The sequence below is a fragment of the Aeromicrobium sp. P2_G6 genome (assembly GCF_056403535.1).
The window spans coordinates 236707-261625 of record NZ_JBFUFH010000002.1 but is presented as its reverse complement, the minus strand read 5'-3'; the positions used below and the strand labels follow the sequence as shown (position 1 = coordinate 261625).

The 24919-nt window shown below is 67.2% G+C and carries 21 protein-coding genes and 1 tRNA gene; 11 read left to right on the top strand and 11 right to left on the bottom strand.

Annotated elements, in window-relative coordinates:
• Positions 1 to 19: 19 nt before the first annotated feature.
• On the bottom strand, positions 20 to 412 hold the full coding sequence (locus tag AC1DVU_RS07710; RefSeq protein ID WP_476921852.1) for a response regulator: 393 nt from the start codon (positions 410 to 412) through the stop codon (positions 20 to 22).
• A gap of 55 nt (positions 413 to 467) precedes the next feature.
• On the opposite strand from AC1DVU_RS07710, the gene AC1DVU_RS07705 reads away from it, so the two are divergent.
• The 3 genes from AC1DVU_RS07705 (at position 468) to AC1DVU_RS07695 (ending at position 2470) form a co-directional block, all read left to right on the top strand.
• Positions 468 to 542 (top strand) — tRNA-Arg (locus AC1DVU_RS07705).
• A gap of 359 nt (positions 543 to 901) precedes the next feature.
• Positions 902 to 1501, top strand: coding sequence for a hypothetical protein (locus tag AC1DVU_RS07700; protein WP_476921851.1), 600 nt, complete (start codon positions 902 to 904; stop codon positions 1499 to 1501).
• Positions 1502 to 1867: 366 nt separating this feature from the next.
• Positions 1868 to 2470: an SHOCT domain-containing protein gene (locus tag AC1DVU_RS07695; RefSeq protein WP_476921850.1), complete on the top strand. Its 603-nt coding sequence runs from the start codon at positions 1868 to 1870 to the stop codon at positions 2468 to 2470.
• A gap of 396 nt (positions 2471 to 2866) precedes the next feature.
• On the opposite strand, the gene AC1DVU_RS07690 is transcribed toward AC1DVU_RS07695, so the two are convergent.
• On the bottom strand, positions 2867 to 3823 hold the full coding sequence (locus AC1DVU_RS07690; RefSeq protein WP_476921849.1) for a helix-turn-helix transcriptional regulator: 957 nt from the start codon (positions 3821 to 3823) through the stop codon (positions 2867 to 2869).
• A gap of 61 nt (positions 3824 to 3884) precedes the next feature.
• On the opposite strand from AC1DVU_RS07690, the gene AC1DVU_RS07685 reads away from it, so the two are divergent.
• A complete protein-coding gene (locus tag AC1DVU_RS07685; protein WP_476921848.1) occupies positions 3885 to 5033 on the top strand; it encodes an epoxide hydrolase family protein in 1149 nt (382 codons plus the stop codon).
• Positions 5034 to 5082: 49 nt separating this feature from the next.
• Here the strand turns inward: AC1DVU_RS07685 and AC1DVU_RS07680 are convergent, their stop codons facing one another.
• Positions 5083 to 5460, bottom strand: a complete 378-nt coding sequence (locus AC1DVU_RS07680) for a VOC family protein (protein WP_476921847.1) — start codon at positions 5458 to 5460, stop codon at positions 5083 to 5085.
• A 214-nt stretch (positions 5461 to 5674) separates the two neighbouring features.
• Here AC1DVU_RS07680 and AC1DVU_RS07675 point away from each other — a divergent pair, with 214 nt between their 5' ends.
• Genes AC1DVU_RS07675 through AC1DVU_RS07660 form a run of 4 tightly spaced genes read left to right on the top strand, consistent with a single transcriptional unit; the run spans position 5675 to position 10880 of the window.
• On the top strand, positions 5675 to 6889 hold the full coding sequence (locus AC1DVU_RS07675) for an FAD-dependent oxidoreductase (RefSeq protein ID WP_476921846.1): 1215 nt from the start codon (positions 5675 to 5677) through the stop codon (positions 6887 to 6889).
• A complete protein-coding gene (locus AC1DVU_RS07670; RefSeq protein ID WP_476921845.1) occupies positions 6886 to 8097 on the top strand; it encodes a carboxylate--amine ligase in 1212 nt (403 codons plus the stop codon). Before AC1DVU_RS07675 ends, AC1DVU_RS07670 begins: the two co-directional genes overlap by 4 nt.
• 15 nt (positions 8098 to 8112) lie before the next feature.
• The gene (locus AC1DVU_RS07665) at positions 8113 to 9612 is read left to right on the top strand and encodes a polysaccharide deacetylase family protein (protein ID WP_476921844.1); all 1500 of its coding nucleotides are present in this window, start codon (positions 8113 to 8115) and stop codon (positions 9610 to 9612) included.
• Positions 9609 to 10880, top strand: a complete 1272-nt coding sequence (locus AC1DVU_RS07660) for a glycosyltransferase family 4 protein (RefSeq protein WP_476921843.1) — start codon at positions 9609 to 9611, stop codon at positions 10878 to 10880. The genes AC1DVU_RS07665 and AC1DVU_RS07660 overlap by 4 nt, the downstream gene beginning before the upstream one ends.
• Here AC1DVU_RS07660 and AC1DVU_RS07655 read toward each other — a convergent pair.
• The 8 genes from AC1DVU_RS07655 to AC1DVU_RS07620 all read right to left on the bottom strand — a co-directional run bounded on the left by AC1DVU_RS07655 (position 10816) and on the right by AC1DVU_RS07620 (position 20017).
• On the bottom strand, positions 10816 to 11736 hold the full coding sequence (locus AC1DVU_RS07655; protein ID WP_476921842.1) for a hypothetical protein: 921 nt from the start codon (positions 11734 to 11736) through the stop codon (positions 10816 to 10818). The genes AC1DVU_RS07660 and AC1DVU_RS07655 overlap by 65 nt on opposite strands.
• 95 nt (positions 11737 to 11831) lie before the next feature.
• Positions 11832 to 13346, bottom strand: a complete 1515-nt coding sequence (locus AC1DVU_RS07650; RefSeq protein ID WP_476921841.1) for a hypothetical protein — start codon at positions 13344 to 13346, stop codon at positions 11832 to 11834.
• Positions 13343 to 14815, bottom strand: coding sequence for a hypothetical protein (locus AC1DVU_RS07645; protein WP_476921840.1), 1473 nt, complete (start codon positions 14813 to 14815; stop codon positions 13343 to 13345). The genes AC1DVU_RS07650 and AC1DVU_RS07645 overlap by 4 nt, the downstream gene beginning before the upstream one ends.
• Positions 14812 to 16434 (bottom strand): murein biosynthesis integral membrane protein MurJ, encoded by a 1623-nt coding sequence (murJ, locus tag AC1DVU_RS07640; RefSeq protein WP_476921839.1) that lies wholly within the window; start codon positions 16432 to 16434, stop codon positions 14812 to 14814. Before murJ ends, AC1DVU_RS07645 begins: the two co-directional genes overlap by 4 nt.
• The gene (locus tag AC1DVU_RS07635) at positions 16431 to 17084 is read right to left on the bottom strand and encodes a sugar transferase (protein ID WP_476921838.1); all 654 of its coding nucleotides are present in this window, start codon (positions 17082 to 17084) and stop codon (positions 16431 to 16433) included. Before AC1DVU_RS07635 ends, murJ begins: the two co-directional genes overlap by 4 nt.
• Positions 17081 to 17725 (bottom strand): acyltransferase, encoded by a 645-nt coding sequence (locus AC1DVU_RS07630; protein ID WP_476921837.1) that lies wholly within the window; start codon positions 17723 to 17725, stop codon positions 17081 to 17083. Before AC1DVU_RS07630 ends, AC1DVU_RS07635 begins: the two co-directional genes overlap by 4 nt.
• Positions 17706 to 18893: a DegT/DnrJ/EryC1/StrS family aminotransferase gene (locus tag AC1DVU_RS07625; RefSeq protein ID WP_476921836.1), complete on the bottom strand. Its 1188-nt coding sequence runs from the start codon at positions 18891 to 18893 to the stop codon at positions 17706 to 17708. The genes AC1DVU_RS07630 and AC1DVU_RS07625 overlap by 20 nt, the downstream gene beginning before the upstream one ends.
• On the bottom strand, positions 18890 to 20017 hold the full coding sequence (locus tag AC1DVU_RS07620; protein ID WP_476921835.1) for a Gfo/Idh/MocA family protein: 1128 nt from the start codon (positions 20015 to 20017) through the stop codon (positions 18890 to 18892). Before AC1DVU_RS07620 ends, AC1DVU_RS07625 begins: the two co-directional genes overlap by 4 nt.
• 427 nt (positions 20018 to 20444) lie before the next feature.
• Between AC1DVU_RS07620 and AC1DVU_RS07615 the strand changes: the two genes are divergently transcribed.
• The 3 genes from AC1DVU_RS07615 to AC1DVU_RS07605 all read left to right on the top strand — a co-directional run bounded on the left by AC1DVU_RS07615 (position 20445) and on the right by AC1DVU_RS07605 (position 24909).
• Positions 20445 to 23144, top strand: a complete 2700-nt coding sequence (locus AC1DVU_RS07615; RefSeq protein WP_476921834.1) for a helix-turn-helix transcriptional regulator — start codon at positions 20445 to 20447, stop codon at positions 23142 to 23144.
• Between the two features lie 296 nt (positions 23145 to 23440).
• Positions 23441 to 23647, top strand: a complete 207-nt coding sequence (locus AC1DVU_RS07610; RefSeq protein WP_476921833.1) for a helix-turn-helix domain-containing protein — start codon at positions 23441 to 23443, stop codon at positions 23645 to 23647.
• Positions 23648 to 23772: 125 nt separating this feature from the next.
• Positions 23773 to 24909, top strand: a complete 1137-nt coding sequence (locus tag AC1DVU_RS07605; RefSeq protein WP_476921832.1) for a N(5)-(carboxyethyl)ornithine synthase — start codon at positions 23773 to 23775, stop codon at positions 24907 to 24909.
• Positions 24910 to 24919 lie beyond the last annotated feature (10 nt).

Below are 24919 nucleotides of genomic sequence, written 5' to 3'. Positions count from 1 at the left end.
CGCCACTCAAGGACTTGGCCTACTCGTCGCCACGATTCTTGGCCTGCTCGATCGCTTCCTCGACCGTCTCGATCAACCCGTCAGGATCGAACGGCTTGGTCACGTACGCATCGACCCCGGCCTGTTTGGCCCGCTGAATGTCGGCTGGGTGGCCCTGCGTCGTCACCATCACGACCGCGATGTGCCTGGTCCTGGGGTCGGCACGGATCGCCGAGACCGTCGCGATGCCGTCGAGGCGGGGCATCATGACGTCGACCGTGATGGCGTCGGGAAGCACCTCGGTCGTACGCAGGAACTCGAGACAATCGGCACCATCGACCGCCTCATCGACATCGAATCCGGCGAGCTCCATGTTGGTCCGGATGAGGAATCTGATCGAGGCGGTGTCGTCGACGACAAGCACTCTGGGCACCCGCAACAGGGTAGTGCCTGTGGGGTAGGCTCACACCGCAGTTGGCCGTATTTCGGCCCCCGTAGCTCAGGGGATAGAGCGCCGCCCTCCGGAGGCGGAAGCGCAGGTTCGAATCCTGCCGGGGGCGCCAGACTGTTTGGCCGCAATTGCAGGCTGAAATAGCGACCGCGATGTGAGACGATTTGAGCCCGTGGGCACGATCGTGGGCACCTCCTCTGCCGCTCGGAGCGTTGCCGATCGCCCTTGGGCCGTCCTGTGCCGCCTTAGCGACGTGAGATTCCGACGATCCGGGTGTGGACGTGAGATTCCGACGATCCGGGTCTGCTTGCCTTGACGAGCCTTCGCCCTACCGCCCCCTGCTTCCGCAGCCACGCGTAAAGGTCTTGGGCTCCTGACTGTGGGAACGCACTGTCGCGATCGGTGAACAAACGGTAAGCCTGTCGGGCACGATTGCTTGATCGCAAGTACTCCCTCGGTGAAAGGCTCCCCGTGGACAAGCAGGTCTCATTGAAGAAAGTCCTCGCCGTCGTAGGCGCACTCGTCGTTCTAGGTGGCACTTTCTACTCCGGCATGCTGTACGAGAACCACCGCATCACCTCCGGCATCGAGGACGCGTTCAGCGGCTTCGGCGAGGACGACTCCGACGCTGACGCTACCGACAGCGAGTCCAAGGAGGCTCCCGAGCCCACCGAGCTAAAGGAGGGCTCCACCGTCAAGGTCGAGACCGAGAATTACGACGGCGAGCCGGGCGAAATGGCCGTCACCTTAAACAAGGTTGCCATCACCGAGCGTGAACCCGACGGCGAGGAGGACTACCCCGATCTCACGCGCTTCCTCCAGTACGACATCAAGGTCGAGAACACTGGAACGACGGTGCTTAGCGACCCGTCGTTCCAGGGCCACTTCGAGAGCGAAGACGGCAAGGTCTACGAGTTCTCGGGGTTCATCTGCGACAGCAACGACATGCCGACGGATGAACTTGACGCTGGGAAGTACGTCGAGGGGTGCAACCGCGCCGCGATCCCCGAAGGTGCCGGCAAGTTTGTGTTCGACTCAGCGCCGTTCTACATCCCGGTCACCGCGTCGTAGCCTGACCATTCAGGACGCCAAAGCCACACCGACTACGGCTTGGACGCTCCTTCCGTACACCCTGACAACTCTTCAACTACCCAAGCGGCCAGACCCCGGTCCGAATGGCCGCGTCGGGATCCTTGGCGTCAGATACGTCAACCTTGCCGTCGTACTTCTCCAAGATGCGCGTCTGGATGTGGTTCATCTGTAAATGCCCATCGACTGAGCCTACCGAGGTGACGCCCGGACAATGCCCAAGCTGAGTCAGTTGCCTCGAATATTGAGCATCATGCAGGGTTCGTCGGTCAGTCCGCCGCGCTCGCGCCAGGTTTCGCAATACCGAATCGACCGCACGAGCCACCGATATGAGCGAGGATCAGTGGCATGAGCGACGAGAAGAAGGGCTGGCTTCGAGGCGCTGTCGACAAGGTGCAGGCTCAGGTCGACAACCAGAAGGCTCAGCAGGCAGAGGGCGCGACCAAGGCTGGCAACCTCATGATCGAGAAGCAGTTCGGGTTGACCCGGGTCGCCATCTACGACGGAGGATTTGTCCGGGTTGGTCGCGGCGGCCTAAACATGCTGACTGGCTTGTCGCCCTATGAGCAGTTGAAGTCAATCAAGTACTCGGAGCAGGTGCAGGACCGGAGCACGATCGGCGCTGCATGGACCGGTCCGTTGGCATCCAAGCAGCGGCGCACCCTCGCCCTCACCATCGTCACGGATCGAAAGGTGCACACCCTTTCGACTGAAGGACAGATGCTGAGCGGCGATGACAAGGCCGGCAGGGCTCTCGAGGCCGCTGGCCAGGCCATCCTCGAGGATTTGCGATCCATTCCCGCGAATGCCGTGTCGTCGGTATCTACAGCACCACCGCCTGCCCCTGATGTTGCTGACCAGATCAAGAAGCTGGCCGATCTTCACGCGGCGGGCATCCTCACGGATGAAGAGTTCGCTGCAAAGAAAACGGATCTTCTCGATCGCATGTAACGATCATCTGCCGACTCCATTTGAAACCCCGAGGTGGATGGCGAGTTGGTGGCGGTCCAGCATCTTAATCAGGTGCTACGTATCGCCTGATTCAGTACACGAGCGGTCTGATGATGCAACGAAGACCGCGTGGCGAGGAAGAGATGGGCATACGCTCGGCTGGAAGTCAGCGGCGCTGACCCCCTTGACGGCTCCGAATGGAGTTGGGTCATCGCAGGCAACGATCAACAGTTGCTGCCCTACGACCGCGTGGTCATCCACGCGGACGGCAGCAGGCTGGGAGTTGGTCACCATCATCGGGACCGCGAGGGCGAGGATATTCCACTTTAAGCGTCTGTACGAATGAGTCTCAGCGCCCGACGGAGTCCTGCCGGGGGCGCAGTCACAAACGCGAGATCAGCTCACCGCTTCGCCGTAGCGGCGGCTGAGGATCTTCAGCCGCTCGACGAGCTCCGGTGGTTCCTCGACGCGGATGTCCATGTCGAGCAGGCCGACGTACACCGCCGTCGTCGCGACACTGTCGGCACCGGTGATGAGCACACAGGTCTCGTCGTCGACCGGTTCGACGATGCCGACCGCAGGGTTGATCCTGGCCCTCACCTCAGACGCCGGGGCCAGCACCGTGATGCGTGCGTGCACCGCCCATCCCTGGTACGCGACGGCCCGCATGACGTACGCACTCACATCCTCGTCCGGGAGCGGCTGCGGCGCGAAGCGGCGACCGGTACGCATGCGCAGCTCCATCCGGTCGAGCCGGAAGACCCCCCACGCGACGGCCTCCGGGTCACGGCCGAGGAGGTACCAGCGGCGCTCCCAGCTGACCAGCCGGTACGGCTCGACCAGCCGTGGCTCCCCGTCGTAGTCGAACCGCAGCCACTCCACGTCGCGAATCGCTGCGGCGACCGCCGTCAACGTCTCCGGATCGAATCGCGGATCGGCGTCGTTGATGCCGGCATCGTCGGCGACCTGGGTCGTCACCTGCGAGAGCGTGGTGACCTGGCGGCGCAGACGAGACGGCAGCACCTGCTCGAGCTTGGCGAGCGCGATCGCGCTGCTCTCCGCGACCCGCTCGATCGAGCTCGTCGACGCGGCGCGCAGGCCCAGGACGACCGCGATCGCCTCGTCGTCCTCCAAGAGCAAGGGCGGAAGGGCCGCTCCGGCGCCGAGCCGATAGCTGCCGTGCACGCCGCGCTCCGCGTTGACCGGATAGCCGAGGCCACGCAGGCGGTCGATGTCGTTGCGGATCGTGCGGGTCGTGACGACGAGCCGGCCGGCCAGCTCGGTGCCCGACCACTGCGGCCTGGACTGCAGAAGAGAGAGGAGGGCGAGCAGTCTGGCGGACGTTTCCAACATGTCTGAAATCTATCCCAGAACTAGGAACGAAGTGTTCCTATATCGGTTCTACGGTGGTTTCATGACCACACAGCGAAGCACCTCAACCGACATCCGCCCGTTCGTCATCGACATCCCCCAGAGCGAGATCGATGACCTCGACAACCGGCTCGCCCGCACCCGTTACCCGGCGCCCGCACCCGGCGACGACTGGACGTACGGCGTGCCCAACCACTACCTCCAGGAGATGGTGGCCCAGTGGCGCGGCGAGTTCGACTGGCGAGCGCAGGAAGCGCGCATGAACGAGTTCCCGCACTACCTCACCGACATCGACGGCCAGACGATCCACTTCATCCACGTGCCGTCTGCCGAGGCGGACGCGACCCCGATCCTGCTGCTCCACACGTACCCGGGATCGTTCGTCGACTTCCTCGACATGATCGGTCCGCTCACGGACCCGGTCGCCCACGGCGGCAAGGCCGAGGACGCGTTCTCGGTCGTCGTCCCGTCCATGCCGGGCTTCACGTTCAGCACGCCAGTGACCGACCACGGCTGGACCATGGCACGCGTCGCCCGGACGTACGACACCTTGATGCGCCGGCTGGGCTACGACTCGTACGGCGCCCACGGCAGCGACGGCGGTGCGATGGTCGCCCGCGAGCTCGGCCTGCTGCAGCCCGAAGGGTTCCTGGGCCTGCACGTCCTGCAGCTGTTCTCCTTCCCGTCCGGCGACCCGGCGGAGTTCGAGAAGCTCGAGCCCAAGGACTACGCAGCACTCGAGCACATGAAGTGGTTCCAGTCGGTCGGCGGCTACAACGCCATCAACGCGTCGCGGCCCCAGACGATCGCGGCCGGGACCTCCGACTCCCCCGTCGGCCAGCTGGCCTGGAACGAGCTGTTCATGTCGTTCGGCAACGGCACGAGCCTGGTCACCCGCGAGCAGATCCTCACCGAGGTGTCGCTCGAGTGGTTCACCAACACCTCGGCGTCGGTCGGCCGCTATCACTACGCGGAGGCACACGCCGAGGTCGAGCCGGCCGTCAACCACGCACCGACCGGGGTTGCGGTGTTCGCCGACGACTTCAAGTCGATCCGCACGTTCGCCGACCGCGACAACAGCAACGTCGTGCACTGGACCGAGCACGAGACCGGCGGACACTACGCCTCGCTGGAGCGCCCGGACGTCCTGACGGTCGACATCCGCGAGTTCTTCAGCAGCCTCAAGGCATAGGCGAATGGAACGCACAGCGCCACGACCGGCAAGGTCGCGGCGCTGTCGTTCATCCGCCGTAGGGCCGGGTGATGATCTCCAGGTTGTGACCGTTCGGGTCGGCCCAGTAGACGCCGCGACCGCCGTCGTTGTGGTTGATGTGGCCCGGCTGCCGGTGGAACGGATCGGCCCAGAACATCAGGCCGCGGTTCGTGATCCGCTCAAGCACCTGGTCGAAGTCCTCCTCGTCGACCAGGAACGCATAGTGCTGCGGATGCACCGGACCTTGGGCATCGACGAAGTCGAGCGAGACGTCATTGCCGGTGTGCACGACAAGGAACGGCCCGTACGCCTCGGGCCTCGGCAAGCCGAGGATGTCGGCGAAGAAGGTCGCGGCCTCCTGCTTGTCGTGGGACTCCACGATCGTGTGATTGAGCTGAACTGTCATGACGAAGGTTCCTTCCTGACCCCATTGTCCTGTGCGACAACGGATCGACACACAGGTCCTCACAGCCAAATGTTCGAATTGTCGCCATCGGGCCATTACGGCAAAAAGATGGCCCCTTCGTGGGATTCTGCCGTCTCCTTCGCATCCTTAGCGTGGGTTCAAACCCACCCGCGAGGCCCGATCACCACGACGCCTCACGATCAACGGAGGCGGCATGGACGAGACCGAGATTGCGGTGATCGGGGCGGGACCCCACGGCCTGGGAGCGACCGAGCACCTGCGCGCCGCGGGACGCGAAGTGTGCGTGATCGGCGAACCCATGTCGTTCTGGCACACGATGCCCAAAGGTCTGTGGATGCGCTCGCGCCGCGCTGGATCGTCCATCGGTGACGTCACCGGGCCGTTGTCGATGGAGGGGTACACCGCTGAAACTCATGCCGTGGTCGAACAGCACATGTCGCTGACGTCCTTCATCGACTACGGCCTCTGGTACCAGCGTCGCGTCGCTCCCGACGTCATCCGCCGGCAGGTCGTCCAGCTGCAACGCCACGCTCGTGGCTTCATGCTCACGTTCGACGACGACACCCGTCTTCTCGCCGGCCGTGTCCTCGTCGCCACGGGCATCGGTGAGTTCCCCCGACGTCCAGCCATGTTGCGTGAGCTGCCGACGGACCTCGCCTCGCACGTGGCCGACCACGGCGACTACGAACGGTTCCGTGGCACGAGCGTGGCGATCATCGGTGCAGGGCAGAGTGCCCTGGAGTCGGCGGCCCTCATGCACGAGGGCGGTGTCGACGTCGAGGTGCTGGCCAGGCAGCCGCAGGTTCACTGGCTCCACACCGGCGGTCTGATGAAGTCCCTCGGCCCCTTCGCGCCGGTGTTCTATTCACCGACCGACGTCGGCCCGGTCGGGATCTCGCGGCTCGTCTCGACACCCGAGGTCTTCCGTCGTGTCCCCCGTCCGCTCTTCGACGTGATTGCCGCACGCGCGATCCGCCCGGCCGGGGCGGCATGGCTCAAGCCGCGACTGCCCGAGGTGCCGATCACCACCGGTGCGGTCGTCACCCGCGCGATCCCCCATGAAGGCAAGGTCGACCTGCAGCTCTCGAACGGCACCAGACGTCGGGTGGACCACCTGCTCTTCGCCACCGGGTACGACGTGGACATCAGTCGCTATCCATTCCTCGATCGGGCACTGGTCGACCAGGTTCACTGCGTCGACGGCTATCCCGTGCTCAGGCGCGGCCTGGAGTCCTCGGTCCCCCGGTTGCACTTCCTGGGGGCTCCGGCTGCGCGTTCGTTCGGCCCGGTCATGCGTTTCGTGGCCGGCAGCTGGTTCAGCTCCAAGGCGATCGCCAAGACCGTTGCGGCGCAGGACACGCGGCGAGCTTCTCGACGTACGCCGCGCTCTGCAGCGGTCGCGCGATGACCATCACCTCGACCGGCCGGTCCCTGAGGTACGCAGCATCCAACGGCATCCCGGGAGCGCTGGTGGTCGGCGGCGACTACCAAGGACTCGGGATCGCCCGGAGCCTGGGCAGGCGCGGCATCCCCGTCGCAGTGCTCGACGACGAGGTCTCCATCGCACCGTCTTCTAGGTACGTTCAGCGCTCCCTGAGGGTGCCGACACTGCGCAGCTCGGAAGCCACGACGGATGCGCTGCACGATGCGGCCCGTCGCTTCGGACTCGACGGGTGGGTCCTGTTCCCGACCCGCGAGGAGACGGTCGCGGCCGTGGCGCGGAACCGCGACGAGCTCGCGCGGACCTTCCGGGTCCCGACACCGCCCTGGGAGTCGGTCCGGATCGCCTGGGACAAGCGCCAGACGTACCAAGTCGCCGCGCGGCTCGGCATCGAGGTTCCTCGCTGCTGGTTCCCGCGAAGCGAGGCGGACCTGTCCGAGATCGCCTTCGACAGTCCGGTGATCATCAAGCCCGCGATCAAGGAGCACTTCTTCTACGCGACCGGTGCAAAGGCATGGCGGGCGAACGATCGAGCAGAGCTGCTGCAGAAGTTCCGCCAGGCCACGGCGATCATCCCGGCCGAGGAAGTGATCGTCCAGGAGCTGGTGCCCGGCGGCGGCGAGGGGCAGCTCGCCTATTGCGCGTTCGTCAAGGACGGTGAGCCGGTGGGGACGATGACCGTGATCCGACGGCGCCAGCACCCGTCCGACTTCGGTCGCGCCAGCACGTACGTCGAGACCGTTGATCTGCCGGAGCTGGAAGCACCCTCGCTACGACTCTTGCGAGAGATGAACTACTACGGCCTGGTCGAGCTGGAGTTCAAGCGGGATGAGCACAGCGGCGCGGTCAAGCTGCTCGACGTCAACGCCCGAACGTGGGGCTACCACGGACTCGGAGCTGCGGCCGGCGTCGACTTCCCCGCCCTCTTGCACCGGGACCAGCTGGGGCTCCCAGTGCAGCCCTGTCGCGCGCGCTCCGGAGTTCGATGGGTCCGCCTGGCCACGGACGTGCCCAACGCGCTCCGCGACATGAGCCGCCGCCGCCTCCGCGCCGGCGACTACCTGCGCTCCCTGCGCGGGATCGACGTGGGCGCCGTCTGGGCAGCCGATGACCCCTTGCCGATGCTGGCCGAGCTGGGGATCCTTCCCCGCCTGGCCACCCGCCGCGGACTCTAGACAAGAAGGTGCCACATGTTCACGTCGTCGGCCCCCTTCGCGTTCGGCGACTACATGCGCATCCCGATGACCGTCGACCGGTCGCTGAGCCGCGGCCTGCCCAGGCACGTCGGCGCACTGCACGCCTCTTCGTCACCGCTGGGGCCGCGGCTCCTGTGGGCCCGCGCCGAGGAGGGCCGCCACGCGCCCGGCACCCAGACGGGTCACCACAAGCTCGCAGGCATCGACCTCGTGTGCCCGGTGTTCACCGGGTCACCTGAGGGGCTTGGATGTCGTCGAGAAATCGGGGGTGAGGGGTGGCGGCCCCTCACCCCCGTCCAACACCTTGACGGTACTGCCGTGGGACACGTCTGGACCAGCGACCGAGGCAGCATCTTCCTTCCGTTCGATCCGGGCGAGGCGATGTCCTGGTTGTGGTCGGAGCAGTACACCGAGCTCGATGACGTCCGGCTGCGGAACCGGCTGCGCCAGCTGGTGGTGACGGTCTACTACACGATCCGCCCATTGCTGCCACGGAAGGTTCAGCTCATGCTCCGACGCGGCCACGCAGCACGACTGAGCTATCCGAACTTCCCCAGGTGGCCCGAGGAGCACGCGCTGCATGACCTCTACGACTGGCTGCTGGAACGGCTCGAGCAGATCGCCGGGGAGCCCGTCCCGTACCTGCGTCCATGGCCGCACGGCCACGCATCTGCCTTCGTGCTGACCCATGACGTCGAGACCTCGACCGGCCGCGACGCGATCGAGGCGTTGCGGGCCCCTGAGCGTGCGCGTGGCCTGCGGTCCGTGTGGAACCTGGTGCCGGAGCGCTACGCGGTCGCCGACGAGCTGCTCGACGGCTTGCGGTCCGAGGGCTGCGAGATCGGGGTGCACGGCTTGCGCCACGACGGTCGAGACCTGGCATCGAGGCGCATGCTGCGCAAGCGACTTCCCGCCATGCGGGCCTGGGCGGACCACTGGGGTGCGGTCGGCTTCCGGTCTCCTGCCACGCAGAGATCGTGGGAGCTGATGCCTCTGCTCGGCTTCGACTACGACTCGTCCTACACCGACAGTGCACCGCACGAGCCGCGCCCGGGCGGTTGCTGCACGTACCTGCCGTACTTCATCGACGACCTCGTCGAGCTCCCGATCACGCTGCCACAGGACCACACGCTGTTCGAGGTCCTCGGCATGACGGATGGGTCCGTGTGGCGGTCCAAGGTCGACGCGCTTCGATTGCGGGGCGGTCTGGTGTTGATGATCGCCCATCCCGACTATGTGCACTGCCCTGGGATGCTTCGGGCGTGGAGCGACCTCCTGGATCAGCTGAGCGCTGACCCCGAGGCGTGGCACGCACTCCCGCGAGAGGTCGCTGCCTGGTGGCGCCGCCGTGCGCGGTCGGTCCCCGAGCTGGCCGACGAGGAATGGGTGGTTCGTGGCCCTGCCGCGGGCGAGGCCGTGGTGGCGTGGTCCTCGCCGTTGACCGGTCGACAGACCGAACCGGTCGGCACTGATGCCTCGTCGAGCCGCTCATGACCGACCTCCGCGGGGTCCACGTCGCGGCGATCGTGGAGAACGTGTCGCTCGGCGTTGACGGTCGCCTGCGCAAGCAGGTCGACTCGCTCTGCGCGGCTGGATGCCGGGTCTCGGTGATCACGCGCCGCGATGACGACAACGACCTGTGGCGAGACCGGCCGGGACTGACACTGCTCGAGTACCGGGCGCCGGCGGACGGCGCCTCCACCATGGGACACGTTCGCGAGTACGCCGCCTCCTTGACACGCCAGATCCCGCGCCTGGTCCAGCTGCACCTGCGTCAGCGCATCGACGTCCTGCAGATCTGTCAGCCACCGGACCTGTACTTCCCGATCGCCGCGCTGGCTCGAAGACTCGGCGTGACGGTGTTGCTCGACCAGCGTGACCTGATGCCTGAGACGGTGGCGCAGAGATACGCTTCCGCGCCGGCACGAGCCATGCAGGTGCTGCACTGGTTGGAGAGGCGTACCCAGGCTCATGTCGACGCGAGTCTGACCGTCAACGACCACTTGCGCGATCGCCTGATCGGCTCGGGTGGCGCGCCCGAGAGCGTCCACGTGGTCCGCAACGGGCCTGTGCTGGAGCGGCTCGAACGCGGGCGCGAGGAAACGCACCTACCCACGCCCTCGCACCTTCGACGCGACTTCTCCTTCGTCGTGGCGTGGGCCGGCAAGATGGGTCGACAGGACCGGGTCGACGATGTGGTCAGGGTGGCCGAACGTGTGGTCCACACGTGGGGTCGTGACGACGTCGTGTTCGCGCTGATCGGAGACGGTGAGTGCCTCGAGGAGCTGCGGCTCATGGTCGACGAGCTCGGCCTTCGCGAGAACGTCTGGTTCCCGGGTTGGCTGAGCGACGTGGATCTGTATCGCCATCTCGCCGCCGCCGATGTAGGCATGGACTCGTCCTTGCAACCCGAAGTCACCCCCGTGAAGGCGATGGACTACCTCGGAGTCGGGCTGCCGCTGGTGGCCTACGACATGCAGGAGACGCGGCGGCTGGCCGAGGGCGCGGCGGTACTGGTGGCTCCCGGGAACACCGAGGCGCTGGCCCGCGAGCTGGTCAGCCTGCTCGACCGCCCCATGGAGCGCCTGCGGCTCGGCCGGGTCGGTCGCGAGCGAGTGCTGTCGCAGCTGGCCTGGGAACGCCAGAGCGAGGTCTACCTCGAGACCATCGCCGACCTGGTAGCGGCCGGTCGGTCCGCTAACGGTGCGCGTCCTCGCCGAAGTTCGGCCGCAGCCAGAACGGATCGTCCATCAGCTTCTTGACCCGGTTGGCGTACTTGCGCGCTCCCGGGAGATTCCAGTCACCTCTGTACCAGAACCCGACACACCCCCAGACGTCGCCGCGGCGATATCCGTCGCGTTCGCTCAGCCAGGTGATCCACCCCTCCATGCACCCCCGCAGCTGGGAGGCGGCGTAGTCCAGCGCAAAGGCAGTCGAGTCCCGGCTGAAGGGGAAGGTGCCGTTCTGGTTGTTCGCCATCCGACCCCAGCTCGGGTCCTCCCACGCCATGACTCCGATGATGGAGAAGGTCTGCGGACACTGCCCGTCGGCGTAGTCTCGCGTGTAGTCGTACCCGTAGCGACTCAGCTCGTGGCAGTACCGCCGGGTCTCCGCGGTTCGCTGCGGCATGCTGTCGCCGCAGCCACGCTTGGGAACACAGCTGCCGTCAGGCTCACGCAAGCCTTGGAACCATGTCGACTCAGCTGCAGCCATGGCCCTGAGCAGGTTGTCGGAGATCCCCCACTTGCAGGCCGCCCACTGGATGTTCTCGTCCGTGGTCCCGGTGTGCTGTCCGCTCACCCGTGGCAGCAACCAGGTGTTGAATCGAGGCGCATACGTGCTCCCGTCGCCACGCGGCCGCGACGCCAACGACCTGCGGACGTCGGAGAGCTTGGGCCGCGTGTGGTTGGCCGTGGTGTTGCTCGGCCTGGGCTCCCACGGCGAGCGGTGCACCTGGCGGGCGCAGGCCTCGTCCGAGGGCAGGTCCTTCCAGGAGCCCGCCGGCTTCGTCGCGAAGTATCCGTCCGGGTCCGGAGCCAGCGGGTCGACCGACGGATCCGGAGCCGGAGCGGAGCCCTGTTGCTCCCCGCGGTCCAGCACCGTCGTCGCGTCTCGCATGCCCGCTGCCAGCAACGAGACGACGGTGAGAAGCAGTAGCCCGACGAGGACAGCCCAGAGCGCTCGTCCCTTTCCTGACGGCAACCGGGATGAGATCACGACAGGACCGAGCTGGTCGGTTCACCGTTCGGTTGCCGCTTCGGACGACGTTTGGCATTGCTGGTCCGGTCGGGCTTGGCAACACTCGACCGGGCCGCCTTGTCCGTCTGGTCCGTCCGGTCCGTCTGGTCCGTCCGGGCGGGAGGGGTGGAAGCAGTCCCGGAGGGTGACCGCGGGGAGGTCGTCGGCGCCGCATCCACCTCAGGCGTCGCGGGCCGTACGCTGCTCGCCTGGCGGGAGACCGTGCCCGGAACCGGGACCAACCCTTGTCGTCGCCCACCCCGTGGGGTGATGACCATGCCCATCACCTTCTCGGCGCAGTGGTCCAGGGCCTGCACTGCGATCGCGGTCGACTTGCGCGAACAGTGACCCAGGGCGACGACCAGCAGGATCTTGTCCACCCGCAGGGCGATCCCAGCGCTGTACCAGGCCGGTGGACCGTCGATGACGATCAGCGCCTCCGGCAGGCGGCGTTGGAGCTCTGGAAGCAGATTCGCCAACTTCGTCGCGGCAATCCCGGCACTGTCCCACCGGGGCACGGGCACAAGATGCAGCCCCTCGTGCTCGGCCGTCAGCGGATTCGGCCAGACATCGGGAGAGGTGCCCTCGGTTCGGCGCTGTGAATCCCGGTCGCTGGACATCCGCGACACGACCTGGTCTTCTGCGGTCACCAGGACCACGACACGCCCCATCCGCACCAGCGCGAGCGCCGTCATCACCGCGACCGCGGTGCTGCCACACTCGGACGCGGCACCGGTCACGAGCAGGGAGGACCGTTTCTCTCCCTCGATCTCAGCCAGGACCCGTGCGCCGAGTGGGTCAAGCTGTACGTGCCCTTTCTTCCATTGTCGATCGGCCTCGATGGACGTGCTCGGCAGGCGCGGCGTCAGGGCCAGTGCATCGAGGTTCGTGCACTGCTCTGCGTCAGCGATCGTCCGGATCCGACCCCGAACCCGGTCCCAGGCCCGGGCGAAGACGTATCCGGTCAACAGCCCACCGAGCACTGCCACGCCCAGGACCACGGGGTAGTTGGTCCCCACGGGCGTGGACGGCAACGCGGGTGGGCCGACGAGGCTGGCGACCGCATCCTTGCCCGTCTTCGGATTGCGCGCCTCGAGGTATGCCTCGCTGATGGCCTTCGCACCGCTCAGCGCCGCGGCGGGCGTGTCGGCGGTGTAGGTGAAGATCAGGATCTCCGTGTCAACAGGCACCGTCACGACAACGTGGTCGGCCGCTTGCTTGTACGGCACTCCGATACGCTCAGCCGCTGTGCTGATGACACCCGTGGAGGTCGCCACTCGTTGCTCGGTCGGCATCGACGGCTGGATGTAGTTGCCGCTCCGCGTGATGGTCGGGGCCACCACGACCTCCGCGGTGGACGAGTACCGGTTGGCGGTGCGGGAGACGTACAACGCGACGCCCACGGCAAGAACTGTCGTGACGATCATCGTCCAGGCATAGAGACGCAGCATCCCGGTGTTGCGGTCTGTCGAAAGACTTGATGCCCTCACAGTGGTCCTCCTTGAACGGTTCGATGGTGTCGTCGCCGGCCCTGCTCGACGACCTGACTTCCGCAGGCGGACAGGGCCAGGAATCCGAACAATGCGTCGGCCGAGCCGCGATAGGTGATGTGTGGATCGAACAGCATCAGCACGACGCACGAAACCAGACCTGTGTACGCAGCCAGGGCGGCGACGGACGCCGGGGTGGCCAGCAGGCGGGCAGCAGGCCCGGTCGCCCTCAGGCCCGCCGACACGAACCAGCAGAACGCCGCGAACAGCGGCAGGCCACCTCCCCACAGCAGCCACAGGTAGCCACTCTCGATCCAGATGAATCCGAACGTCCCCTCGACAGGTATCCGCGCAGCGGGCCGGACCCCGACCAGGAAGTTGCTGCCGTCGACGATCTGTGGCCAGAAGTAGCTCGACAGGTTGTGGTAGCGCACCAACCAGCTGGTCGGCAGGCCGTGCAGCGACGAGAACTCCGCGAGGCGAGGTGCGATGGTCGGCCACATCGCCACCACTGCAACCGGCAGGGGCAACACCAACGATCGGAGTAGGTCGAGCCGGCGCAGCCGCACCGCGACACACACCATGGCCACCACGAGCCCGAGAACGCTCGAGAACTCAGCGGCCGAGAACACCGAAACGACAAGCACCAACGCCACGGGAGCCAGGTACCTGGCCAGGGCCGGCTTCCGGGTCACCAGTCCCAGTACGACCACCAGGTTGAGCACCATGAGGTCCGCCGTGGCGGCTGGTAGGCCGACCGTCGAACCAGCCCGGGCGGATTGGACGCCATCGCTGTAGCCGAACGGGGCGTACAACGGCTCGAGCATCTCACGCACGCCAAGCAGGTCGAGCGACTGCAGGATGCCGATCACACCCACCAGCACGGCGACGACCAACGAGACCCACAACGCCACCGTGACGTGGCGGTCGGTGCGCACGGTGAGACGGATGATCACGTACACGAGCAGGAACTTCCACATGACGGCGGCGTGGTTCAGGTCGTCCATCTCCACCGGGCGGCCGCGAGCGACCATGAAGATGAGCGGGATCACGGAAGCGGCGAGCGCGAACCACACGAACGATCGGGACACCGGATCGATGTGCAGTCGGATTCTGCCCCAGGGCCGGCGGTGCACAGCGGCTCTTGCGCAGAGGACGAGCACGAGGAAGAGCGCCAGCGCCTCGTTGACCCGCATCTGGGGCACCACCCTGCCCCGGTCGATCCCGACCACGAGTGGGGTGACTCCGATGAGCAGGTAGGCCGCGACAACCGGGCGCTGCCAGACGACCACTGTCAGGACTGCTCCGAGCAGCAGGCCGAGGCACAACAGAGGCGCCCTCGCGGCAAGCAACCCCGTGCCGGCCGCCGCCACGAAGCCGATCAACAGGACGGAGAGCGCCTGGACCCGATCTGGCCGCTCGGCGGGGACGACCACTGGCCCGTTCTGGTGGGCGACGGCGGTGATCATGCCGGGCTCGATTCGGGAACGGTCCGACCGCCACGGGCTCCGTCGAGCAACCACGTCAGCTCCACCGAGCCGAGGACTCGGTGCACTCCCAGATAGGCCGCGACGCCGGCCACCGTGCCCGCCACGCTGGCCGCGAGCCAACCGGACGTGCCCTCCAGCGTTGCCGTCGCGACGGCCGCGGCACACCATGCCACCGCGGCCATCGCCAGGCTGGCCGCGACGGTACGCATGACGGACGGCCACAGCTGGTGCGTTGCCGGCGCGAGCTCGCGGCTCACTTTGTACGACAGATGCACGCCACCGACCACCGAGGCTGCGGCGAATGCTCCGGCCAACAACGTGACCAGCACGCGACCATCGACGAAAGCGACCGGCACGACGAGCGCCACGCAGACGACACCTTGCAGCACCATCGAGAGCAGCGGTGTCCTGGCATCTCCGCGCGCGTACGCGGCCTGCGTGGAGATGACGAACAACGTCTCGCCCACGAGTCCCAGCGCCAGAGCGCTCAGCGATCCGGTGACCATCGCGACACCGACGGTGCTGGACATCTGGCCCACCGCCACGACATTCGCCAGCGGGACCGCAAGGACGACGTACCCGAGCGCGGCAGGAACCACCAGGAACAGTGCCAGCCCCAGAGCGCGCTGGTAGGCGGCGGCGAAATCGCTCGCCCGGTCCTCCTCGGTCATTCGGGACAGCCTCGGCAGGAGCGCGAGACCCACTGGCGCCGCCGCGATCGCCAGCGGCAGCGCGTAGAAGTTCAAGGACATCTGCATGGCCACCGTGCCACCGGCCACCTGCCCGGCAATGGCCAGCAGCAGAAGCGTCTGGGCGGCGAGCAGGCCGGCCTGGGCCATGGACCACGTTGCGCGGCGCACGACCCGTCGGACGTCCGGGTCTCGCCAGCCGGCCCTCGGCATGAGGGTGACACCACATCGGTGCACGCCCCACCACTGGACGCCGGCGTGCATCATCACGGCGAGGGTGGACCCGCCGCCAATCAGCAGGACCGCACCGGTCGACACCGATCCGCCCGACGGGTCTGCAAACAGAAGACCGGCAAGGGCCAGGACTGCGATCACACCCAGGTTCTCGAGCGCCGGCACCGCGGCGGCGAGCAGATAGCGACGGTTCGCGTACATCACCGCGGTCGCCGATGCGACCATCGCGTAACAGAAGACTTGCGGTACCGCGAGCACGGCCAGCAGGACGACCGATTCCCCGTGAGGCAGGAACAGCGGCACCACGAGGATCGCCACCGGGGCCACGACCACGAGGATCGACCACTCGACGCCGAGAAATCCGCCGGCCACCCGGCCGGTCTCGTCGCCGTCACCGGCGTCGATGTGCCGGACCAGCGCGGGAACCAGCAGCGATGACAGCAGCGATCCGGCCAGGAAGCCGTAGAAGACCAGGTTCGGCAACACGTTCGTGAGCTGGTACGAGTTGCCGAAGTACGTCGGTCCGAGCACGGCGCCGATGACGATGACTCGGGCCACGCCGGTCACCCTGCTGACCATGGTCCAGACCGCGACCGTCATGGTGTCTCGGGCCGCACCGGCATCGATGGCGAGGTCCTCGGCCCCGAACGGCGGCTGGTGCCCTGCCGGCTTCATCGGGCGCCTCCGCGCAGCATCGACCACGGTGTGCAGAGGAGGATCAGCAGGTCCGTGGACAGCGTGCACCTCGAGACGTACTCCACGTCCAGGTGCAGTCCCTCGAGCATCGTGAGCCGGTTCCGGCCGCTGATCTGCCACAGGCCGGTGAGCCCGGGCAGCACCAGAAACCGGCTGAATGCCGAGATCGGGAAGAGCTCGACCTCCCACGGCAGGACAGGACGGGGGCCCACCATGGACATGTCGCCGCGAATCACGTTGACCAGCTGGGGAAGCTCGTCGATGCTGGTACGCCGCAGAAAGCGTCCCACCGGGGTGACGCGCGGGTCCTGGTCCAGCTTGTACAAGCCGTCGTGTGACCGCGGGTCGTCGCCGGCCATCATCCGCCGGACGAAGGCCTGATGTGACTCGTGCGAGCAGTCGCGCACCATCGTGCGGAACTTCAGCAGGACGAACGGCCGCTCGAACGCACCGACTCGGACCTGGCGGAACACGGCACCGCCAGGACTGGTCGCGCGCACGGCCAGGAAGGCCGCCAGCATCACCGGCGACAGGAGGATCAGGAGCAGCGACGCCACCACGACGTCGAACGTTCGCTTGCCCGCGTACTGACTGAGCCGGCGAAGATCCTGCTGGCGCCGCGGGCTCATGGGACGGGCCCTTCGTCCGCTGGCACGTCCTGCTCGCGCCACGAGTACCGCTGCCCGGCCGGGCCGTCTGTTCCGTCGACGCGCTGTTCCACCGGCGTGAGATCCTCGACCCGTCCACGCATCCGAGCGGGGTTGCCGAAGGCCACCGACCCAGGCTCCACGTCGCGGGTGACCACCGAGCCGGCGCCGACGAGGGCTCCGTCGCCGATCCGCACGAACGGGAGCACCGTCGTGTTCACGCCGAGCTGGGCGCCCGCCCCGATCGACGGCCCGGACCTCACCTCGCGCGAGCCCTGCTGCCCGGGATACAAGTCGTTGGCGATGCTGACACCCGGACCGAGGTACGCGTCGTCGCCGATCACGGTGTATTTCGCCACGTAGCAGTTGCAGTGGATCTTCACGCGGTGCCCGATCACGGTGCCGGGGTCGATCACGGTGTTGCTCCAGATCGACACGTCGTCCCCGATCACGCAGTCCTCGCGAATCACGACGTTGTGCCCGGTCTCCAGGCGTTCCCCGATGGTGCACCCGCTGTAGACCACCGTCCCGCAGCGCAGGAATCCCCGTCCCCATGGCCCGTATGCCCAGCCGTCCTCCTCGGAGAGGAAGACCTGCCGGGGCTCACTCCCCTGGTCGGTCACGGAAGGGCTCCAGGCCAGCTGTGACTCGCCCGAGCGCTTCACAGACCCACATCACGTCGGTGTCGGGCAACCGCGGGTACATCGGTAGCGACACGATCTGTCCGGCCAGGGCCTCCACGTTGGGCAGGTGCCCGGGAGACCAGTGCCGATACGGTTCGAGCTCGTGGCACGGCGTCGGGTAGTGGACGCCGGTGCTGATACCGAGAGCCGCGAGATCGGTCCGCACGCGGTCCCGCTGCGGAACCCTGACCACCATCAGGTGGCGCGACCCTCGGCACTGCTCGAGCTCACCCAGGGGCACCACGGTGCATGGGAGCTCCTCGGCATACAGCCGGGCCAGGCGGCGGCGGTCGTCGTTCCATTCATCGAGGTGCGGCAGCTTGGCGGACAGCGTGACGGCCTGAACCGTGTCCAGCCGGCTGTTGGTCCCGATCCGGACATGGTCATAGTGCCGTTCTGCCGAACCTCCCGGTCTGCCGTGGTCGCGCATCGAGCGAATGAGCTCGGCGATGCGCTGATCCGAGGTGACCACGGCGCCGGCATCGCCGAACGCTCCCAGGTTCTTGCCGGGGTAGAAGCTGAAGCAGCCGACGGCGCCGAAGCCTCCCGCTCGGATGCCGCGCCACGTCGCGCCGTGTGCCTGGGCGGCGTCCTCGATCAGCACCAAGCCGTGTCGGGTCGCGCACCGGGCGAGGGCGTCCATGTCAGTGAGCTGACCGAACAGGTGCACAGCCACGATCGCTCGAGTCCTGTCGGAGACCGCGACCTCGACCTCGGCAGCGCCCATCAGGCCGGTGCCCAGGTCCACGTCGACGAACCGAGGTGTGGCACCGGCGAGCACGATGGCCTCCACCGTGGCGACGAACGTGTTCGCCGGCACGATGACTTCATCGCCGGCGCCGATGTCGAGGGCGCGCAGGGCCAGGATCAACGCGTCGGTCCCGTTGCCGACCCCGACTGCGTACTCGGTTCCGCAGTACTCGGCCCACTCACGCTCGAAGACCTCGACCTCCTCGCCGCCGACGAATCGGTTGGACGAGATCACCTTCTCCCAGCCGACACGCACCTCGGTGGCGACCACGGCGGTCGTCGTACCGAGGTCCAGGAACGGGACAAAGCCGAACGGTGACCGTGGAGACCGAGCCGCCGTGGCTGCCCGGGCAATCATCCGACTCGCTCCCCGTGCGAGGCCCCGTTGAGGGCGGTCTTGGCGACCGAGCGGGTCGACGCTGCCCCGTTCAGCGACGTGGCAGGTGCGAGATCCCGCGCCTGCCCGGGCAGGCGAACAGCGGTCCCGTCGCACATCGCGCGTTGCGCGGCCTCCAGCACCCGGACCACCGCGAGTCCGCTCTCGCCATCGGTGAGCGGCCGCAATCCTGTCTGCACGCAGTTCAGGAAGTGCTCGTCCTCGACGCGCAGCGGCTCGTTCATCGCGAGATAGGGCGAGACGATGTCGCCGTGCCGGTACGACATGGGGACTGCGGTGAGGTCCGCGCCGTCGGTCAGGGCGGTGACTCCCTTGTCGTGCACCTTGACCCGCTGCTCGGCCTTGAGGTCGTCGAAGACCACCATCTTGTGGCTACCGACCACCGTGACCTGGCGAACCTTCTTCGGGTTGAGCCAGCTGACGTGGACGTTGGCGAACACACCCGGGTCGTCGTAGTAGAGCCTCAGCTGAGCGACGTCCTCGAGCCTCGGGTGTGCGTTGCGCGCTCCCCAGCACTCGACCATCGACGGCGTCGACCCCAGCACGTAGTTCAAGATCGAGACGTCGTGCGGGGCCAGGTCGAACACCACGTTGACATCACGTTGATACAGACCGAGATTGAGTCTGGCCGTGTCGAGGTAGTACAGGTCGCCCAGCTCGCCTCGCTGGACCATGGAGCGGAGCTCCCACACCGCCGAGTGATACTCGAAGGTGTGGCCCACCATCAGGGTCACGCCCTTCTTCGCGGCGGCCATCACCATGGCCTGCCCCTCCCGGACGGTCGGCGCAAGCGGCTTCTCGACCAGGACGTGGACCCCACGGGCGATGGCTTCCAGCGCGAGGGGGGCATGCAGTGTCGGTGGCACAGCGATCACCACCGCGTCGAGCTGTCCCAACGCGTCGGCGAGAGCTCCGTACTCGCCCACACGCGGATACACACGCGTGACCGCGGCACGCCTCTCGTCGCTCGGATCGATCACGCACACGCTCGACACCGCTTCGAGCGACAGGAGGGTGCGTACGTGCTTCGAACCCCAATATCCGCAGCCGACGACTCCGACTCTCAGCCCTGACTCTGCCTTCATCACTCACTCGCATTCTTTGCGGCGAGCGGCCTGGCGGAGCCGTCTCACGGGTTGCTTACAGGCTCCACTTCACTCCCCGGGCCGAATGGTGGCAATGGCACGAGCGGTGGGTCTTCAAACGCCGAAATCGCCCATCGTGCACTCTTCACCGGCCCTCGACGTACGGGACAGCCGGGCACGATGTGTTCGCGCCGCCCGCAAACCCGAAAATTCGGAATTTTTGTTCGAATCGCAGCAAGTGACGTCATGAAACGCGTGTACCGCGTCTCATATGTGTGTAGTGATAGAGGAGATCGCAAGGATCGGTCGAGGCACGACCGCAGCGGGCCAGGAAGAGGAGAGCGATGCACCCATCCATCGACGCGCACGTGCCAGCGACAGCCGGGGGATTGATGCCACAGGACCCCGGTTTGAGGAGCGACGACGGATGGAGTCAATCAGTCGAGCTGACGCTTACGCGGCACTAGCCGCCGTTCCTCAGTCCGCCGACGAGAGCGCCCTGCTGCTTCTCGGCGAGCACGGCAGCGGCAAGAGCCACCTGCTGGCCTCCGCCCACGCCGTGCCGACCACCCCGACCGTCCTCGTCCGGGTCCATCCGGCCGAGTGGCGTTTCCCGCTCGCCGGATTCGCATCCTTGTTCGCCGCGCTAACGCAGGAACCGGCCTCTGAGGCCCATCGCCACTTCTCGCTCCGTTCCGAGGAGCCGGAAGCACTCTTCGCTGCCGGTTACGACCTGCTGGCCCTGATCCGCGGTCTCGGTCTTCCCCCGACAGTGGCCCTCATCGACGACCTCGACCGGATGGACGGCGCTAGCCGAACCATCCTCGGCATGATCGCGTCCCATCTCGCCGGCACGTCCCTGTGGCTCGTGGCGACCGCCACCGACGTCGAGTCAGCAGATGCCGTGCCCGGATTCACCCCCACCCGGCTGCTCCCTCTGACGGCCGACGACATCGTCGAGATCGCCGCCAGGGACCGCGACCTCGACGCGTCGACGTTGCGGACACTCGCCACGTACGCCGGCGGGAACCTCCGAGTCTTCTCAGAACAAGTCGCCCAATTGCAGGACGACCAGCTGCACGGCGCAGCCCCGGTCGCCCTGCCGCCGCGCCCCACCGCCACGATCGAGCAGGTCACGGCCAGGACCATCGACGCTCTCACTCCCACAGCGCGTGGGATCCTCCAGCTGGCTGCCCTTGCTCCGCTCGCGCACCTCGCCGCGCTCGGCAGGGTCGTGCCCGACGCCGCGGACGACATCGAGGACCTGATCGACGCCGGGCTGCTCAAGCGCCGGGGGCCGTACGCCACGTTCACCGACCAACGGCTGCGCAGCCGCCTCTACTGGGACCAGGGATCCAAGTCACGCAGGGAGCACCACGCCACCCTGGCGAAGGCATGCGAGCCGCACGATCAGCGGCTTGCGACGTGGCACCACAGCTCCACAGCCCGCGGGCCACAGAGCGTCGACCAGCTCCTGGGCGCCGCCGTCTCGCTGGTCGACGAAGCGCGCATCATTGCCGCCGTGGAGTTCGCCGAGCGAGCCCTGAGCCGAGCCGAGCACATCCAGGACCACGCTGGGGCGCTCATCCGGCTGTGCAACCACCTGCTGAGAGATGGCCACCTCCTGCTGGCCGACCGCTACAGCGCCCGCGCCAGGGTGGCGACGACGGCACCTCAGCAGCTGATGGACATCCTCAACATCCGGCTCATGGCCCAGCTGTTCAAGAAGAAGCACCTGGTCGACGACGAGCTGTCGACGATCGCGAACCTGCACGCCGACGCCAACCCCGAGGGTGCGTGCTCCATGCTGTGCCTCGGTGCCGCGTTCCGTTCGGAGCGCTGGGAGACCGACGAGGCCCGCGGCCTGATCAATCAAGGACTGCTCCTCGCCGACGACGTGTCGGAGCCCACGCGGCTCAAGCTCCTGGCCATGCGAGACATCATCGACGGGTTGGAGGGCACCTCGATCATCGCCACACCTCCTGACGCGGGGCTCGACGACTCCATCGCCGCAGATCCCGATCTGTTGCTGCTGCGAGCCCGGGCCATGACCGTGCGCGAGGCCTACTCGGAGGCCAGGCACCTCTTCACCGTCGTGATGAACCATCCGGCGAGCCGCAACGGGCTCCGACACGACCTTGCGACATACGGATCGATCCGCAACGAGATCAACGCCGCCGAGTTCCGGTTGGCCCGCGCGGCGGTGGACTCCTGGGACGGCCGGGCCCCCTCGCTCACCCGCGGCACGTCCGCTTTCGCTTATCTGCAGGCGTGGTACGCCTACTCGCTCGGCCGGGCCGACGAGGCAGATGAGCTCATCGACAAGTGTCTCAAGCTGGCGTCGCGCGAGGCCAGCCAAGCGGTTCGCGGACGCGCGATCGGACTGCGCGGCGCCCTGCATCTCCTGACCGGTGACGCGGAGGCGGCCGTCATGGACCTGCGTCAGGTCAGCGCCGCCTCGACCTGGTTCCGCAACCCGACGTTGCTGCGCCATTGGGCCGACTACACCGAGGTGTGCGTCATGACGGGTCGCGTCCAGGAGGCTGCTGCGACCATGGCGGCTCTTGAGCGGCGCTTGTCCTCGCACCGATCGAGGTGGGGCGACCTGGCTCTGATGCGTTGCCGCGCGCTCGTCGAGGTCGGCCGCCCGTCACTCGAGCTGCTCGAATCTGCGGTGAAGGAGTTCGGCCGCGACGAGCTGCCGTACGAGCTCGGCAGAACTCTGAGGTGCCTGGCCATTCGTCAGGAGGAGCTCGGGATGACGGTCGAGAGCCGGCGCACAGCCATGGCCGCCGTCGCGGCGTTCGAAGCTGCCGGAGCCGAAGCCTGGGCGGCGCGCACGAACGAGCTGCTGTTTGTGGGTGCGCCCACACCGGCACCGAGCGACGGCGCCCGGATGCTCGAGCAGCTCAACCAGGACGAGCGGGACGTCGCGCTGCTGGTCGTGCAGGGTCTGCGCAACCGCGAGATCGCCCAAGAGCTCTTCGTGTCGGTCCGCACGGTCGAGCTGCGGCTGACACACATCTACCGCTCGCTCGGCGTCCACACCCGGGCCCAGCTCGTGGCGACGCTCGCGGGCGCCAACGCCCCGGCTCGCCGCCGGATCCCCCTACGCCGCACGCCATAGGCCGTCGAGAACGACCGCGCGATCGCCGCCGACGACGGGGAGCCGCAGCCGTTGCGGACTACCGCAGCCCGTCGTTCCAATGTTTTGCGGACCTCCACAGGATCTAGCGTTCGACGGGCGAGTCGCCCCGGACGGATGCATTCTTCTGGTATCCCGACACAGGCCGCCGTGGACCGGCGGCCCGGGACCGGCACTTCAACCTCCGAACCAGCAACCAGGGGAGCTATTCATGGCTATCGCAACCTTCAGGCACGACTCACACCCGGCACCTCACCACCGCACGGAGGTGGACTGAGATGAAAGTCGTCAACGAACCCGACGTCCTGATGAGGCCTGCGGAGGTCGCCGCGATCTTCGACGTGCACACGAAGACCGTCTGCGAGTGGGCCAACTCGGGAAACCTCACGGTGGTCCGGACCATGGGTGGGCACCGCCGATATCTGCGAGCAGAAGTCATGGCCCTGCGGAACGCGAAGGTCACCCTGCGTCGCTGGTCGGCCTGACCCGCGGACCGCACGGTCGCAACGGACTCCGCGACGGTCGAGGGGTCGCGCCTCCGCTGTAGTCTGCGAACAGTCGAGGCCACGGGGCAGCAGGTCCGGTGCGCGACCACTCGTCTGGAGTCCGCATGGACCAGCTCGACCTCGGAGTCATCGCCCACACCGCCAAGGAGAACGAGCGGCGTCTGCCGATCCACCCCAGGCACCTCGAGAGACTGACCGACGCGCTGCGCCCGCACGTGTTCCTCGAGGAGGGCTATGGCGGGGACTTCGGCTGGTCCGACGACGAGCTGAGGCCGTATGTCGGAGGCATCCTGACCCGCGCCGAGCTGATCGAGCGCTGCGACGTCATCCTGCTGACCAAGCCCCAGCCGTCGGACCTGCTGGGCATGCGTGAGGGGCAGACCCTGTGGGGATGGCCGCACTGCGTGCAAGACCGCGCGCTCACCCAGGCCGCGATCGACCGCAAGCTGACCCTCGTCGCGTGGGAGGTCATGAACCACTGGAGCGGTGACGGCAACTTCCTGCTGCACGTCTTCCACAAGAACAACGAGCTCGCCGGCTACTGCTCGGTGCTGCACGCGATGGAGATCGGCGGGCTCACGGGCAACTATGGCCGCCGGCTCAGCGCAGCGGTCATCGGATTCGGCGCGACGGCCCGTGGCGCGGTCACCGCGCTGAGCGCCCACGGCATCCACGACGTCGACATCTTCACCCAGCGCGGCGTCGCCGCCGTCAGCGCACCGATCCACTCGGCCCGCATCGTGCACTTCGACCCTGCCGCGTCGCCCGCCGAGAGCCGGGCGTTCGTCGACGAGGCGTGGGTCCCGATGCCGGCCCTGCTCGCCGAGCACGATGTCATCGTCAACTGCGTCCTGCAGAACCCCAACTCCCCCATGACCTTCCTGACGAACGACGACCTGCCGACACTCGACTCCGGAACGCTCGTCGTCGACGTCTCGTGCGACGAGGGCATGGGATTCGAGTGGGCCAAGCCGACGTCGTTCGACGAGCCGACGTTCACGGTCGGCAACGGCGTGACCTACTACGCAGTCGACCACAGCCCGTCGTACCTCTGGAACTCGGCGACCTGGGAGATCAGCCAGGCACTCCTGCCGTACGTGCCGAAGGTCCTCGCCGGCCCGGATTCGTGGGACGCCGACGAGACCCTGAGGCGCGCGATCGAGATCCGCGACGGCGTCATCCAGAACCCCGACATCCTGGCATTCCAAAAGCGTGCGGCCGAATACCCCCATGTGAGCTGATCCCGCATGC